This is a genomic window from Nocardioides coralli, assembly GCF_019880385.1.
Lineage (GTDB): Bacteria > Actinomycetota > Actinomycetes > Propionibacteriales > Nocardioidaceae > Nocardioides > Nocardioides coralli.
This window is the reverse complement of the sequence record NZ_CP082273.1, coordinates 2,643,425-2,656,735: the sequence shown is the minus strand read 5'-3', so window position 1 is coordinate 2,656,735 and position 13,311 is coordinate 2,643,425. Positions and strand designations below refer to the sequence as shown.

Below are 13,311 nucleotides of genomic sequence, written 5' to 3'. Positions count from 1 at the left end.
CCCACCACGCGAGGTCGACCCAGGGTCCGCCGTGTCGGTGGACGACGAGGGGCGCTCAGCGGCCGCGTGCCTCGGCGGCCCCGGGGGCCAGCAGCGATGCTGCGGTGAGCACGGCCACCCAGTCGGCGTACTCCTCCACGGTCCACCCGGCCTCGAGCACGAGTCGTCGGTAGCCGAGCGGGTCCATGAGCAGGGACGCCATGTCCGCGGCGCGGTCGAGGTCCAGGTCGGCGCGGAGCCCCTCGATGGCGCGGAGCCGCTCCACGAAGGAGCGGGCGCCGTGGAGGCGGTTCCGCTCGTTGACCGCGTAGAGGGAGGCCGCCTCGGCATCCACCTCGGCCGCGGCTGCCAGGGCTGGGTGCAGCCTGGCGAGCCGCCCGGCGATGCCCGTGACCATGTGGGCCCAGGCAGTCACGGCCCGGGCGGCGTCGGGCTCCTCGAAGACCGCGCGGACCTCGGGACGTTCCTCGAGGGTGACCGGCTCGTCGTCGCCGGTGAGGGCCCAGTCGATCGCCAGCTTCAGCAGCGGCACCTTGCCGCCGACCGAGGTGAAGACCGTCTTGCGGCTGACGCCGGCACGCTCGGCGATGGCGTCCACCGTCGTCCCGGCGAAGCCCCGGTCGACGTAGAGCGCGGCCCCGGCCTCGACGATGGCGCGGCGGGTGGCCCGCGCCTGCCGGGCGCGCAGTGCGGACCGGTACGGACGTCTCGTCTCCACCTCTTGCGCGCTCCGATCTTTGGGGTGACTATAAGTGTGATCAACGCATCATCAGTGTAGCGGAGGTGGCCGCCATGCAGGTCCTCGTCGTCGGATCCGGCCCAGCCGGCCTCATGGTCGGGGCCGCGCTCGCCACTCGGGGGCACAGCGTCGTCTCCGTCGACCGCGACCCGGGGCCTACCCCCCAGGGCTGGCGCCGACGCGGCGTCATGCAGTTCGACCACGCCCACAACTTCCGGCCCCAGGTCGGCCAGCTCCTCGCCGACGAGTGGCCGGCGGCCTACGACGGGTGGCAGGAACGCGGCGCGATCGAGATGGATGGGGGGTCCGGGCGTGGGGGGATGCTTTCGCGGCGCTCCACCCTGGAGCGGGCCCTGTGGGCAGCCGCCCGTCGGCAGCCGGGGCTCGAGCTGCGGACGGGTCACGTCGACCACCTGCTCCTCGAGGACGGCCGGGTGTGCGGGGCGAGCGTGGACGGGCAGCGGGCGGTGGCCGACCTGGTCGTCGACGCCTCCGGCCGGTCGAGCCGGGTGGCGGTCGCCGGGACCTCACGCTCGGACGCGCGCCTCGACGGCGACTGCGGCCTGGCCTACATCGACCGGTGCTACCAGCTGCACCCGGGATCCGACCCCGGCCCCCAGAACACCCCGCTCGGTTTCATCGGGGAGTTCGACGGCTACCAGTGCCTGGTGTTCCTCCACGAACGGGGTCACTTCTCGGTGGTGCTGGTACGGCCGACCGCTGACGCCGCGCTGGCCCTGCTGCGTGTCGAGGCGGTCTTCGAGGCCGCATGTGCCGCCATCCCCGTCCTGGCTGCATGGACCGATCCTGCCCGGGCCGTTCCGACGTCCGGGGTGATGGTTGGTGGGGCGTTGCGCAACGTCTACCGGAGCCAGGTCCTGCTCCCCGGGCTCGTCACCGTGGGGGACGCCGTGGCCACCACGACGCCGACGCGAGGTCGCGGGGTCGCGATGGCCTGCATGCAGATCGCAGCGCTGCTGCGGCTGCTCGATGACGGGGCGGACCCGGTGACCGTGGCGGCACCGTTCGACTCCTGGTGCGAGCAGAACATCGTGCCGTGGGTCGCCGACCACGTCGCGATCGACGGCGGCATGGTGCAACGGTGGCAAGGCCACGACATCGACCTGGCCAGCCCCCTGACCTCCAACCTCATCGCCGAGGCGCTGCCGGTCGAGCCCCGCATCGGGCCGTACTCCGGTGGCTACTTCGCGATGACCGAGCTGCCCGAGACGCTCCGGCCCGCCGAGCCCCTGGCGCGCGCCGTCTACGAGACCGGGTGGCGCCCCCCGCTGGAGGAGGGGCCGAGCCGTGACGAGCTGGTCGGGATCATCGAACGCACGACCGCGGTGGCCGCGACCTGAGCTCCGCACGGACCGATCACGACACGTCGAGCCGCTGGTCGGCGTTGAGATGGCTGCCTCGCAGGGCGGGCAGCCCCAGCAGGTCGGTGACCAGGTTGGCCACGTCGCCGTTGCGGATCGGCTGCCGGCGGGCGGCGTAGCCAGTCCGCCGCCGACCGGGGTCGCGGTAGTCCGGGTTGAGCTCGTAGAGGTCGGCGCCCTTCGCGACACCCGCGCCCCACACCAGGAAGGGGATCCGGTAGTTGTGCAGCAGCGTCGGGTCGCCGTGGCCACCGCCGATGCCACCGTGGTCGGCGGTGACGATCACGGTGAGCCGCTCACGGAGCCGACGGTCGCCGCGGATCGTCGTGAGGAGCCGGCCGATCCGACGGTCGGTGGTGGAGATCGCGTCGAGGTGCCGGCGGGAGAGGAAGCCGTGCCGGTGGCCGACGACGTCAGGTAGCGACAGGTGCAGGAAGGTGAGGGCGCGCCGGTGCTCGACGAGATCGGCGCGGACCCGGCGCACGAGCTCGCCGTTGTTCTCCACGATCGCCAGCCGGTCGACATCCTCGGGCCACGAGCGCTTGAAGAGGGCGAGCTTCGACTTCGACACGAACAGGCCGGGGTCTCGGCGGCGGGAGTCGACGACCGAGAAGACCGACGGCACGCGGCGACCGGCGGCCTCGTGCACCGTGCGGGGCCGGGTCCGGTCGTCGTTCCAGTAGACCCCGTGGCCGCCGTGGCGACGATCGACCCGTCGCCCGGTCACCATCGACGTGTGGTTCGGCAGGGTCAGGGTCATCTCCCGCACCGTCCGTGCGTTGAGCGTCCCCGCGCCCCGGTCGAGCAGCCGGTGGAGGTGTGGCGCACCCTCGCGACCCAGCCGGCGCAGTGCCCGTGAGCTGAGCGAGTCGACCGAGATGACCAGCACCTTGGCGGCCGGTCCGGCCGGCCTGGCCTCCGCCTCGGGCGGCGCGGTGAGGACCGGGGCGCCCGCGAGGGCTCCCACGGCCAGCGCGACCACGGCGACCAGGGAGGTCCACGGCAGGAGGGGCACGGCCCCGAGGCTACGTGAGTTCGGTCGCGTCCACGTGTGTCTTCGGCGTCCGGACACGTAACCTTGGGCGCTGTGTCAGCTGCTGCCGCCGATGCACCCATCGGCATCTTCGACTCGGGCTTCGGTGGCCTCACCGTGGCCCGCTCGGTCATCGACCAGCTGCCCCACGAGTCGATCGTCTACCTCGGCGACACCGCCCGCCAGCCCTACGGCCCGAAGCGGATCGCCGAGGTCCGCGAGTACGCCCTCGAGTGTCTCGACCACCTCGTCGACCGCAGCGTCAAGGCCCTCGTCATCGCCTGCAACTCCGCCAGCGCCGCGGTGCTGCGCGATGCCCGCGAGCGCTACGACGTCCCCGTCGTCGAGGTGATCTACCCGGCCACCCGGCGCGCCGTCGCCGCCACCCACAACGGGCGGATCGGCGTGATCTGCACCCGGTCGACGGCCGAGTCGATGGCCTACGACGACGCGTTCGCGGCCGCGCCCCACATCGAGCTGGTCACCCGGGTCTGCCCGCGGTTCGTCGACTTCGTCGAAGCCGGTGTGACCAGCGGTGAGGAGCTGATCGCGGTCGCCCACGACTACCTCGACCCCCTGGTCCAGCAGCGGGTCGACACCCTGGTCCTCGGCTGCACCCACTACCCGTTGCTGACCGGCGTCATCTCGCTGGTCATGGGCGACGCGGTCACGCTCGTCTCGAGCGCCGAGGAGTGCGGCAAGGACGTCTACCGGCAGCTCCTCGGGGCCGACCTGGTCAGGCCCGCCGGGGAGCCCACCCACGAGTTCCTCACCACCGGGGCGCCGGCCGACTTCGCCTCGATCGGGCGACGGTTCCTCGGTCCCGAGATGGTGATGGCCTCCCAGTTCGCCGGGGGCCTGCAGTGAGGTTGACCGTCGTCGGCTGCGCGGGTTCCTACCCGGGACCAGACTCCCCGGCCAGCTGCTACCTCGTCGAGGCCGAGCACGAGGGCCGCACCTGGCGGATCCTCCTCGACCTCGGCAACGGCGCGCTCGGCGTCCTGCACCGGTACGCCGACCCGCTGGCGATCGACGCCGTGTTCCTCAGCCACCTCCACGCCGACCACTGCCTCGACCTCTGCGGCTACTACGTGCTGCGCCGCTACCACCCCGAGGGCCAGCAGCCCAGGATCCCGGTCTGGGGTCCCGTCGGCACCGCCGACCGGCTCGCGCGGGCCTACGACCTGCCCCCCGACCCCGGCATGCGTGAGGAGTTCGACTTCCGGACCTACGACGGGCCGGTGGCGCTCGGACCCTTCCGGGTGGAGCCGGTCGAGGTGACCCACCCCGTGCCGGCGTACGGCCTGCGTGTGAGCGCCGACGGCGTCACCCTCGGCTACTCCGGCGACACCGGTCCCTGCCCGGGCCTCGACACGGTGGCCCGCGACGCCGACCTGCTGCTCGCCGAGGCGTCCTTCCGGTCCGGCGCCGAGAACCCACCAGACCTCCACCTGACCGGGGCGGACTGCGGCGAGGCCGCCACCCGCGGCGGGGCGCGGCGGCTCATGCTCACCCACGTCCCGCCGTGGTACGACCCCGCGGACGCCGTGGCGGAGGCGAAGGAGACCTACACCGGCCCGATCCTGCTGGCGAGGTCGGGCGAGTCCCACGAGGTGTAGGGACGACGACCTCCACCAGGCACCTGGTCGGTGACCGCGGCCCGGTCGAGGTCGGGGCCGGTGACGGGCCCTAGGGTCGGGGTCATGACCGACGTACCCGCCCGCGCCGACGGCCGAGCCGCCGACCAGCTCCGCCCGATCACGATCACCCGCCACTGGCTCGACCACGCGGCCGGCTCCGTGCTCGTCGAGTTCGGCCGGACCCGGGTGCTGTGCGCCGCCTCGGCCTCCGAGGGCGTGCCCCGGTGGCGCAAGGGGTCGGGGCTGGGCTGGGTGACCGCCGAGTACGCCATGCTGCCGGCCGCGACCAACACCCGGTCGGACCGCGAGTCGGTGCGCGGCAGGATCGGGGGCCGCACCCACGAGATCTCCCGGCTCATCGGGCGCTCGCTGCGGGCCGTCATCGACTACGGCGCCCTGGGCGAGAACACGATCGTGCTCGACTGCGACGTGCTCCAGGCCGACGGCGGCACCCGCACTGCCGCGATCACCGGTGCCTACGTCGCGCTGGCCGACGCGGTCGCCCACCTGCGCTCCGAGGGTGCGCTGGCCGGTGAGCCGCTGACGGGGTCGGTGGCCGCGGTCAGCGTCGGCATCATCGACGGGCAGCCGCGCCTCGACCTGCCCTACGAGGAGGACGTGCGGGCCGAGACCGACATGAACGTCGTCATGACCGGCGCCGGGGACTTCGTCGAGGTGCAGGGCACCGCGGAGGGCGCGGCGTTCGACCGGTCCGAGCTCGACGCGATGCTGGGCCTCGCCGAGAAGGGCTGCGCCGACCTCACCCGGATCCAGGCCGAGGCGCTCGCGGGTGGTTGAGGTCCTGCTGGCGTCGCGCAACGCCAAGAAGCTGGCGGAGATGCAGCGCATCCTCGCTCCACAGGTCCCCGACATCCGCGTCCTCGGGCTCGACGACACCGTCCCCTACGAGGAGCCGGTCGAGGACGAGCCGACCTTCGCGGGCAACGCGCTGCTGAAGGCGCGCGCCGGCCTCGCGGCGAGCGGGCTGCCGACGGTCGCCGACGACTCCGGGCTCTGCGTCGACGCTCTCAACGGGATGCCGGGAGTGCTGTCGGCCCGCTGGGCGGGGGTCGGCAAGGACGACGAGGCCAACAACCGGCTGCTGCTCGAACAGCTCGCCGACGTCCCCGACGAGCGGCGCGGGGCGCACTTCCGCTGCGCGGTCGCGTTCTGCCACCCCGACGGCACCGAGCTCGTGGTCGAGGGTCGGATGGAGGGCCACATCATCCGCGAGCAGCGGGGGAGCGGCGGCTTCGGCTACGACGTGCTCTTCGTGGCGGCGGAGCACGCCACCGCGGGCCTGACCTCGGCCGAGCTCGACGCGAGCGAGAAGGACGCGATCTCTCACCGCGGCCGGGCGCTGCGCGAGATCGCGCCCCGGATCGCCGACCTGCTGGCCGACCGCTAGCCGGCGACGCGCTGGGTGTCCCGCTCGGCGACCCGGCGCGAGATGACCGCGCCCCAACCGGCGGCCAGGAAGAACATCAGCAGCGAGTAGACCGCGGCCGGGACCGAGATCTCGACGCTGTCGAGGACCTCGACCGCGACGAAGATGGCCAGCGTGCCGTTGTGGACGCCGATCTCGAAGGAGGAGGCGATCGCCTGGTCGCCCGCGACCCCGGCGGCCCTCGGCACGACGTACCCCACCACCAGGCTCAGCGCGCAGAAGATCGCGGCGATCAGACCGACGTCGGCGAGGTAGTCGCCCACGTCGTCCCGCTGGTCCAGCAGGATGCCGAGGATCAGCACCGCGAGGATCACGGCCGACCCGGCGCGGACCGGGCGGTCCATGCGGGCAGCGAAGTCTGCGCGCCTCGCCCGCACGACCATGCCGAGGCCCACCGGCACCAGGATGAGCACGAAGACCTTGACGACCTCGACCAGCGGCATCGAGACGCTGTCGGACTGGTCGAACCAGCGGATCGTCAGGTTGGTGATGGGCGGCAGGGTCCCGATCGCGACGATCGTGTTGATCGCGGTCAGGGTGATGTTGAGGGCCACGTCGCCGCGGAAGAGATGGCTGAAGAGGTTGGCCGTCGTCCCGCCCGGGGAGGCGGCCAGCAGCATCATGCCGATGCCGAGCAGCGGCGGCAGGTCGAAGAGCAGCACCAGCCCGAAGCAGGCCGCCGGCAGGAGCAGCAGCTGGCACCCCAGCGCCACGAGGACCGCCTTGGGGTGCCGGCCGACGCGCCGGAAGTCGCCCACCGTCAGGTCGAGCCCGAGGCCGAACATGATGATCGCCAGGGCGATCGGCAGCCCGATGGTGCTGAGCGCGGAGTCCATGGCCGGACTGTAGTGCGGGGTGCGCCCGGCGAGAGTCGAACTCGCACTGCACAGGACCTAAACCTGTCGCCTCTACCTGTTGGGCTACGGGCGCGCGGGACTCATCATGCTGCCTCGTGTGCCTCACCGTGCGCCACGGCGCACCCTGGGGCACACGAGGCGAGATGGGTCAGACGGCGAGGCCGAGGTCCTTGCGCAGCTTGGCGACGTGGCCGGTGGCCTTGACGTTGTACTGCGCGAGCTCGACCTTCCCGTCCTCGTCGACCACGAACGTCGAGCGGATGACGCCCTCGACCACCTTGCCGTAGAGCTTCTTCTCGCCGTACGCCGCGAAGCTCCTGTGCACCTCGAGGTCGGTGTCGGAGAGCAGCGTGATGGAGAGACCGTCCCGCTCACGGAACTTCGCCAGCCTGGCCGGCGCGTCCTTGGAGATGCCCAGCACCTCGTAGCCGGAGCCGCGCAGGGACTCGAGGGAGTCGCTGAAGTCGCACGCCTGCTTGGTGCAGCCGGGGGTCATCGCCGAGGGGTAGAAGTAGACGATCACCTTGCGGCCGCGCAGGTCGGCGAGCGAGACCTCCTCGCCGGTGTCGGAGGTCAGGGTGAAGTCCGGGGCGGGGTCGCCGGGGGTCAGGCGCTGGGTCACGCGGTCTCCTTGTTGCGAGTAAGTTGCAATAACGTAGGGTGAGCATCATGCACGTCCCCGACGGATTCCTCGACGCCCCCACCTCGATCGCGACCGGGGTCGTCGCCACGGCCGCGGTGGCGGTGGCGCTCCGGGGCGCCCGCCGCGAGCTCGACGACCGTACCGCCCCCATGGCCGGGCTGGTCGCCGCCTTCGTCTTCGCTGCCCAGATGATCAACTTCCCTGTCGGAGCCGGCACCAGCGGGCACCTGCTGGGCGGAGCGCTCGCCGCCGTGCTGGTCGGCCCGTTCACGGGCGCGCTGTGCCTGGCGGTGGTGCTCCTGGTGCAGGGGCTGCTCTTCGCCGACGGCGGCATCACCGCCCTCGGCACCAACATCACGCTGTTCTCGCTCGTCGCCGTGGGCGCCGGCTGGCTGGTCTTCCGCGGCCTGCAGCTGCTGCTGCCGAGGCGGCTCTCGAGCGTCCCCGTCGCCGCGGGGCTCGCCGGTCTCGTCTCCGTTCCGGTCACGGCAGTGGCCTTCGTCGCGCTCTTCGCCGCCGGCGGCCAGGCGCCCGTCGCGCTCGAGCCGGTCCTCACCGCCATGCTGGGCTGGCACGTGCTGATCGGCGTCGGTGAGGCCCTCATCACCGCACTCGTGGTCAGCAGCGTCGTCGCGGCCCGGCCCGACCTGGTCCACGGGGCTCGACCGTTGCTCGCGACCCGGGGGCTCGAGATCCGCACGGCGGGGGTGGCCGCATGAGGAAGCGGACCTTCTGGATCGCCGGGCTGGTCGTCGCCCTGCTGCTGGCCGGTTTCGTGAGCTACTACGCCTCCAGCAACCCCGACGGGCTCGAGCACGTCGCCGAGCAGACCGGGTTCCTCGACACCGCCGACGAGCACGCCGCGGGAGACGGGCCGCTCGCCGACTACGCGGTCGAGGGCGTCGACGACGGGCGTCTCTCCGGCGGGCTTGCCGGAGTCCTCGGCACCCTCGTCACCCTGCTGGTCGCGGGCGGGCTCGGCTACGCCGTACGCCGCCGGAGCAGCCGGCCGGCCGCGGACCGCTCCTGATGGGCGCCGGGCACGGCCACCGGCTCCATTACCACGGTCACTCGCGCATCCACCGGGCCGAGCCGCACCACAAGATCCTCGCGCTGCTCGGCTTCGTGCTCGTCGTCGTCGCGACGCCGCGCGACTGGTTCCCGGCGTACGCCGGGTTCCTGGCCGTCCTGGGGGTCGTGATCGCGATCAGCGGCGTGCCGGTGGGCTACCTGCTCAAGCGCCTCGTCGTGGAGATCCCGTTCGTGGTGTTCGCCCTGCTGATGCCGTTCATCGCGCTGGGGCCGACCGTCGAGGTGCTCGGCATGACCCTGAGCAAGCCCGGCCTGCTCGCGGCGTGGGCGCTGCTCGCCAAGGGCACGCTCGGCGTGCTCGCCTCGCTGACCCTGGCCGCGACCACCGAGCCCGACGACGTGCTGCGCGGCCTGCAGCGGCTGCGGATGCCCGAGCTCGTCGTCCAGATCATGGGTTTCATGATCCGCTACCTCGACGTCGTCACCGGCGAGCTGCGGCGGATGACGACCGCGATGCGCTCCCGCGGCTGCGACCCCCGGTCGCCGCGCCACTGGCCGGCCCTGGCCAAGGCGCTCGGGGCCCTGTTCATCCGGTCCTACGAGCGGGGGGAGCGCATCCACCTCGCGATGCTGTCCCGTGGCTACACCGGGAGGCTCCCGTCGTGAGCACCCCCACCCTCGACGTCCGTGGTCTCGCCTACGCCTACCCCGACGGCCACCAGGCGCTCTTCGGCGTCGACCTCCACGTCCACCCGGGAGAGCGGGTCGCGCTGCTCGGACCCAACGGCGCCGGCAAGACCACGCTCGTCCTCCACCTCAACGGCATCCTCACCCCGGGCGCGGGATCGGTGACGGTGAGCGGGCTGCCGGTCACCAAGGACAACCTGCAGGAGGTGCGCCGCCGCGTGGGCGTGGTCTTCCAGGACCCGGACGACCAGCTCTTCCTCGGCAGCGTGCGGCAGGACGTCGCCTTCGGCCCCGCCAACCTCGGCCTGCGCGGACAGGAGCTGGACCGCCGGGTGATGGACGCGCTCGACCGGGTCGGGATGGCCGACTTCGTGGACCGGCCCCCGCACCACCTCTCCTTCGGACAGCGACGCCGGGTCGCGGTGGCGACCGTGCTGGCGATGGAGCCGGAGGTCCTCGTGCTCGATGAGCCGTCCTCCAACCTGGACCCCGCCTCGCGACGCGAGCTGGCCGACATCCTGCGCTCGCTCGACGTGACGGTGCTGATGGTGACCCACGACCTGCCTTACGCCCTCGAGCTGTGCCCGCGGTCCGTCGTGCTGGCCGACGGCGTCGTCGCCGCGGACGGGCCGACGTACGACGTGCTGACCGACGGCGACCTGATGCGACGCCACCGGCTCGAGCTGCCCTGGGGCTTCGACCCACGCAGCGCCCTGGCGTCCGTGCCCCGGGCTACGCCCGGGTCCGGCGGCTCGGATAGCCTGCGCGGGTGAGCAACGAGCTGACGACACTCGAGCACGAGATCGAGGAGACCCGCGAGCACCTCGCGAGCACGATCGACCAGCTGCTCCACCGGGTCCACCCCAAGACGATCGTGTCGCGGGAGGCTGCGGCCATCAAGGGCTACTTCGTCGACGCCCGGACGGGCGGGCCACGCACCGACAACATCCTCAAGGTCGTCGGTGGCGTCGTCGGTGCGGTCGCCCTCTTCGTCGCCGTCCGCAAGGTCGCAGGCTGAACCGGAGGGCGGCGTGACCGACAAGGCGCCGATCAAGATGCTCCACGACCGGATCCTGGTCGAGGTCGACCGCGACTCCGGAGAACGCCGCTCCACCGGCGGCATCGTCATCCCCGCCACCGCTGCGATGGGTGCGCGTCGGCTCGCCTGGTCGCGCGTGATCGCGGTCGGGCCGCACGCCCGCGCCGTCGAGAAGGGCGACCGCGTGCTGTTCGACCCCGAGGACAAGGCCGAGGTGGAGGTCCAGGGTGAGACCTACATGGTGATGCGCGAGCGCGACATCCATGCGGTTGCCGCCGACCGGCTCGGCGACGAGGCCACGGGCCTCTACCTCTGACCCGGTTACCGCTCCGTAACCAGGCGTGGGGCGGCCCGTTGGTCCCCACATGCCCACGCGACGCCGCGCACTCCCGGCTGCCCTGGCCCTCGCCCTGCTGGTCCCCCTCGGGGGCGCCGCGCTGACGTCGGCCTCCTCGGCACCGGAGTCCGACCGAACCGCCGGGCAGGCGCAGGGCGAGCCGCGCTACGACGCCACGATCCGACGGACGAGGCACGGCATCCCCCACATCACCGGCAGGAGCTTCGGCGACCTCGGTTTCGGGTCGGGCTACGCGACGGCCCAGACCTCGGCGTGCACGCTGGTCGACACCGTCCTCACCGGCCGTGGCGAGCGGTCGCGGTGGTTCGGCCCCGACGCGGAGTACAACGACCAGGTCACCCTGCAGGCCAGCAACCTCCAGGTCGACGCGTTCGTGACGGACCTGCGCAACCGGCGGGTGGTCGAGAGGATGCTGGCCGACCGCGAGAACGGCCCCAGCCGCCAGGCCCGCGCCATCGTCCGCGGCTACGTCGCCGGCGCCAACGCGTGGCTCGACGAGGTGGGCGCGGACGGCGTCAGCGACCCGGCGTGCAGCGGCCAGCCCTACCTGGAGCAGCGGGCCACGGCCCTCGACCTCTGGTACGGCGTCTACCTCGCCAACCTGCTCGCCTCCTCGGGTGTCTTCGTCAAGGAGATCGTCGACGCCACCCCGCCCTCGCCCGGCGACCCGGGTGTCCCGGCCGCTGGACGCGCCGCGGACGTCGACCGCGACCGGCTGCTGGCCGGCCTGGGCCGCGATCCCGAGACCCCCTTCGGCTCCAACGCCACCGCGGTCGGTGCGGAGCACACCACCACCGGCCGGGGCATGGTCCTCGGCAACCCGCACTTCCCCTGGCGGGGTCGCTACAGCTTCACCCAGCAGCACCTGACCATCCCGGGCCGCTACGACGTGGCCGGTGCCTCCCTGATCGGCTCGCCCGTGGTCAACATCGGCTGGAACGACGACGTCGCGTGGAGCCACACCGTCTCGACGGCGTTCCGCTTCACGCCCTACGAGTACCGGCTCCTCGGGCCCACCACCTACGCCACCGACGGCGGCACGGCCGAGCTCGAGCGCCGTGAGGTCGAGGTGACCGTGAAGACCGCGGACGGCCTCGAGCAGGTCACCGAGGACGTCTACCGGACCCCGGAGGGCTACGTCGTCGACGCCCCCGACGTGCTGATGCCGTGGACGGCCGCCAGCGTGTGGGCGATCCGGGACGCCAACGCCGAGCACCTCCGGACCATCGACACCTTCCTCGACATGGGGCGCGCGGACGGTGTCCGCGACCTGATCCGCCGGCAGGACCGGCAGGGCGGGATGCCGTGGGTCAACACCACCGCCGCCGACCGGAGGGGCGGCGTCGTGTACGCCGACCACTCGGTGGTGCCCAACGTGCCGGATGCACTCGCCGAGCAGTGCATGACCGGCACCGGCCGGCTGCTGTTCGAGCTGGCGGGACTGCCGGGCCTCGACGGGACCCGCGCCGGCTCCGGGTGCGGGTGGCAGACCGACGACGACTCGGTCCGACCCGGGGTCTTCGGCCCCGGCGCCCTGCCCGAGACGTTCCGGCGCGACTGGGTCGGCAACGCCAACGACTCCTACTGGACCCCCAACGACCGCGAGCGGCTGGAGGGCTTTGCCCGGATCATCGGCTGCGAGCAGTGCCAGCGCACCATGCGGACGCGGATGGTCTACCGCTACGTCACCGACCGGCTCGGGCGACAGCAGGGCAACCGGGTCTCCCCGAAGGTCCTGCGCGGGTGGCAGCACCGGAACCGGTTGATGGCGGCCGAGGTGATGCGGGAGGACGGCGACCTCGACACCGTCTGCGACGCCACCGGGGAGACCGAGGCGTGTGCGGTGCTGGCGGCCTGGGACGGTCGCTCCGAGGCGGACTCCGTCGGCACCCACCTGTTCGAGGCCTTCGTGGCCCGCCTGCCGAAGGAGGGGGCGTGGCAGGTGCCCTTCTCACCCGACGAGCCGTTGACCACGCCGCGGGACCTCAACGAGCTGAACCCTCTCGTGATCGAGGTGATGGACGAGGCGATCGCCGCGGTGCGCGACGCCGGCGTCGCCCTCGATGCGCCGTGGGGCTCGCTGCAGGTGGCGGGAGACCGCGGTGCGCCCCCGCTGCCGCTCGGCGGTGGCACGGGCGACGCGGTGGGCAACGCCAACGCGCTCGCGTCTCGCTGGGTCCGCGACAACGACGACCGCTACCGCCCGATCACCTACGGCTCGTCGCACATCCAGGCCGTGGCCTTCACCGACCGTGGGGTGAGGCCGCGCACCATCCTCACCTACGGCCAGTCGGAGAACCCCCGCTCGCCGTGGTCGGCCGACCAGACGAGGCTGTTCTCGCAGGAGCGTTGGGTGCGGTTCCCCTGGACGGACCGCCAGATCGAGCGCGACCTCGTGCGGCGCTGGCGAGTCGTGGGGTGAGCCCGCCGGCCTGACCGGACCTCGCGCTGGCG

16 protein-coding genes and 1 tRNA gene are annotated in these 13,311 nt (G+C 72.7%); 12 read left to right on the top strand and 5 right to left on the bottom strand.

Annotated elements, in window-relative coordinates; genetic code table 11:
- Positions 1-55 precede the first annotated feature (55 nt).
- Positions 56-718 (bottom strand): TetR/AcrR family transcriptional regulator, encoded by a 663-nt coding sequence (locus K6T13_RS17465; protein WP_249423777.1) that lies wholly within the window; start codon positions 716-718, stop codon positions 56-58.
- A 74-nt stretch (positions 719-792) separates the two neighbouring features.
- Here K6T13_RS17465 and K6T13_RS12945 point away from each other — a divergent pair, with 74 nt between their 5' ends.
- Positions 793-2,100 carry an FAD-dependent monooxygenase gene (locus tag K6T13_RS12945; RefSeq protein ID WP_222894967.1) on the top strand — a complete coding sequence of 436 codons (1,308 nt, stop codon included), beginning with the start codon at positions 793-795 and terminating at the stop codon, positions 2,098-2,100.
- A gap of 16 nt (positions 2,101-2,116) precedes the next feature.
- On the opposite strand, the gene K6T13_RS12940 is transcribed toward K6T13_RS12945, so the two are convergent.
- Positions 2,117-3,136 (bottom strand): alkaline phosphatase family protein, encoded by a 1,020-nt coding sequence (locus K6T13_RS12940; protein WP_222894966.1) that lies wholly within the window; start codon positions 3,134-3,136, stop codon positions 2,117-2,119.
- Positions 3,137-3,208: 72 nt separating this feature from the next.
- On the opposite strand from K6T13_RS12940, the gene murI reads away from it, so the two are divergent.
- From murI to rdgB, 4 genes are all read left to right on the top strand, one after another.
- Positions 3,209-4,021: a glutamate racemase gene (murI, locus tag K6T13_RS12935; RefSeq protein WP_249423776.1), complete on the top strand. Its 813-nt coding sequence runs from the start codon at positions 3,209-3,211 to the stop codon at positions 4,019-4,021.
- Positions 4,018-4,773, top strand: a complete 756-nt coding sequence (locus K6T13_RS12930; protein ID WP_222894964.1) for an MBL fold metallo-hydrolase — start codon at positions 4,018-4,020, stop codon at positions 4,771-4,773. The genes murI and K6T13_RS12930 overlap by 4 nt, the downstream gene beginning before the upstream one ends.
- Positions 4,774-4,857: 84 nt before the next feature.
- Positions 4,858-5,592: a ribonuclease PH gene (gene rph / locus K6T13_RS12925; protein WP_222894963.1), complete on the top strand. Its 735-nt coding sequence runs from the start codon at positions 4,858-4,860 to the stop codon at positions 5,590-5,592.
- The gene (rdgB, locus tag K6T13_RS12920; protein ID WP_222894962.1) at positions 5,585-6,202 is read left to right on the top strand and encodes an RdgB/HAM1 family non-canonical purine NTP pyrophosphatase; all 618 of its coding nucleotides are present in this window, start codon (positions 5,585-5,587) and stop codon (positions 6,200-6,202) included. The genes rph and rdgB overlap by 8 nt, the downstream gene beginning before the upstream one ends.
- On the opposite strand, the gene K6T13_RS12915 is transcribed toward rdgB, so the two are convergent.
- From K6T13_RS12915 to bcp, 3 genes are all read right to left on the bottom strand, one after another.
- Entirely contained in the window at positions 6,199-7,077 is an 879-nt protein-coding gene (locus K6T13_RS12915) for a bile acid:sodium symporter family protein (RefSeq protein WP_222894961.1), read from the bottom strand. The two genes, rdgB and K6T13_RS12915, sit on opposite strands and share 4 nt — an antisense overlap.
- Positions 7,078-7,097: 20 nt before the next feature.
- Positions 7,098-7,171 (bottom strand) — tRNA-Leu (locus K6T13_RS12910).
- Positions 7,172-7,246: 75 nt separating this feature from the next.
- Complete coding sequence (gene bcp / locus K6T13_RS12905; protein ID WP_222894960.1) at positions 7,247-7,720, bottom strand: thioredoxin-dependent thiol peroxidase; 474 nt, start codon at positions 7,718-7,720, stop codon at positions 7,247-7,249.
- Between the two features lie 47 nt (positions 7,721-7,767).
- On the opposite strand from bcp, the gene K6T13_RS12900 reads away from it, so the two are divergent.
- From K6T13_RS12900 to K6T13_RS12870, 7 genes are read left to right on the top strand one after another with little or no spacing between them, the layout of a single operon-like run.
- Positions 7,768-8,460 carry an energy-coupling factor ABC transporter permease gene (locus K6T13_RS12900; RefSeq protein WP_222894959.1) on the top strand — a complete coding sequence of 231 codons (693 nt, stop codon included), beginning with the start codon at positions 7,768-7,770 and terminating at the stop codon, positions 8,458-8,460.
- Positions 8,457-8,771, top strand: a complete 315-nt coding sequence (locus K6T13_RS12895) for a PDGLE domain-containing protein (protein WP_222894958.1) — start codon at positions 8,457-8,459, stop codon at positions 8,769-8,771. Before K6T13_RS12900 ends, K6T13_RS12895 begins: the two co-directional genes overlap by 4 nt.
- Positions 8,771-9,439, top strand: a complete 669-nt coding sequence (gene cbiQ / locus K6T13_RS12890; RefSeq protein ID WP_222894957.1) for a cobalt ECF transporter T component CbiQ — start codon at positions 8,771-8,773, stop codon at positions 9,437-9,439. The genes K6T13_RS12895 and cbiQ overlap by 1 nt, the downstream gene beginning before the upstream one ends.
- Positions 9,436-10,233 (top strand): energy-coupling factor ABC transporter ATP-binding protein, encoded by a 798-nt coding sequence (locus K6T13_RS12885; protein WP_222894956.1) that lies wholly within the window; start codon positions 9,436-9,438, stop codon positions 10,231-10,233. Before cbiQ ends, K6T13_RS12885 begins: the two co-directional genes overlap by 4 nt.
- A complete protein-coding gene (locus tag K6T13_RS12880; RefSeq protein WP_222894955.1) occupies positions 10,230-10,478 on the top strand; it encodes a DUF3618 domain-containing protein in 249 nt (82 codons plus the stop codon). The genes K6T13_RS12885 and K6T13_RS12880 overlap by 4 nt, the downstream gene beginning before the upstream one ends.
- Positions 10,479-10,515: 37 nt before the next feature.
- Entirely contained in the window at positions 10,516-10,815 is a 300-nt protein-coding gene (locus K6T13_RS12875; RefSeq protein ID WP_222898291.1) for a GroES family chaperonin, read from the top strand.
- A gap of 49 nt (positions 10,816-10,864) precedes the next feature.
- Positions 10,865-13,279, top strand: a complete 2,415-nt coding sequence (locus K6T13_RS12870) for a penicillin acylase family protein (protein ID WP_222894954.1) — start codon at positions 10,865-10,867, stop codon at positions 13,277-13,279.
- Positions 13,280-13,311 lie beyond the last annotated feature (32 nt).

Coding starts and splice junctions, on each gene's coding strand:
- K6T13_RS12945 (WP_222894967.1), top strand. CDS start 793: ATGCAGGTCCTCGTCGTCGGATCCGGCCCAGCCGGCCTCATGGTCGGG.
- rph (WP_222894963.1), top strand. CDS start 4,858: ATGACCGACGTACCCGCCCGCGCCGACGGCCGAGCCGCCGACCAGCTC.
- K6T13_RS12915 (WP_222894961.1), bottom strand. CDS start 7,077: ATGGACTCCGCGCTCAGCACCATCGGGCTGCCGATCGCCCTGGCGATC.
- K6T13_RS12900 (WP_222894959.1), top strand. CDS start 7,768: ATGCACGTCCCCGACGGATTCCTCGACGCCCCCACCTCGATCGCGACC.
- K6T13_RS12895 (WP_222894958.1), top strand. CDS start 8,457: ATGAGGAAGCGGACCTTCTGGATCGCCGGGCTGGTCGTCGCCCTGCTG.
- cbiQ (WP_222894957.1), top strand. CDS start 8,771: ATGGGCGCCGGGCACGGCCACCGGCTCCATTACCACGGTCACTCGCGC.
- K6T13_RS12875 (WP_222898291.1), top strand. CDS start 10,516: ATGCTCCACGACCGGATCCTGGTCGAGGTCGACCGCGACTCCGGAGAA.
- K6T13_RS12870 (WP_222894954.1), top strand. CDS start 10,865: ATGCCCACGCGACGCCGCGCACTCCCGGCTGCCCTGGCCCTCGCCCTG.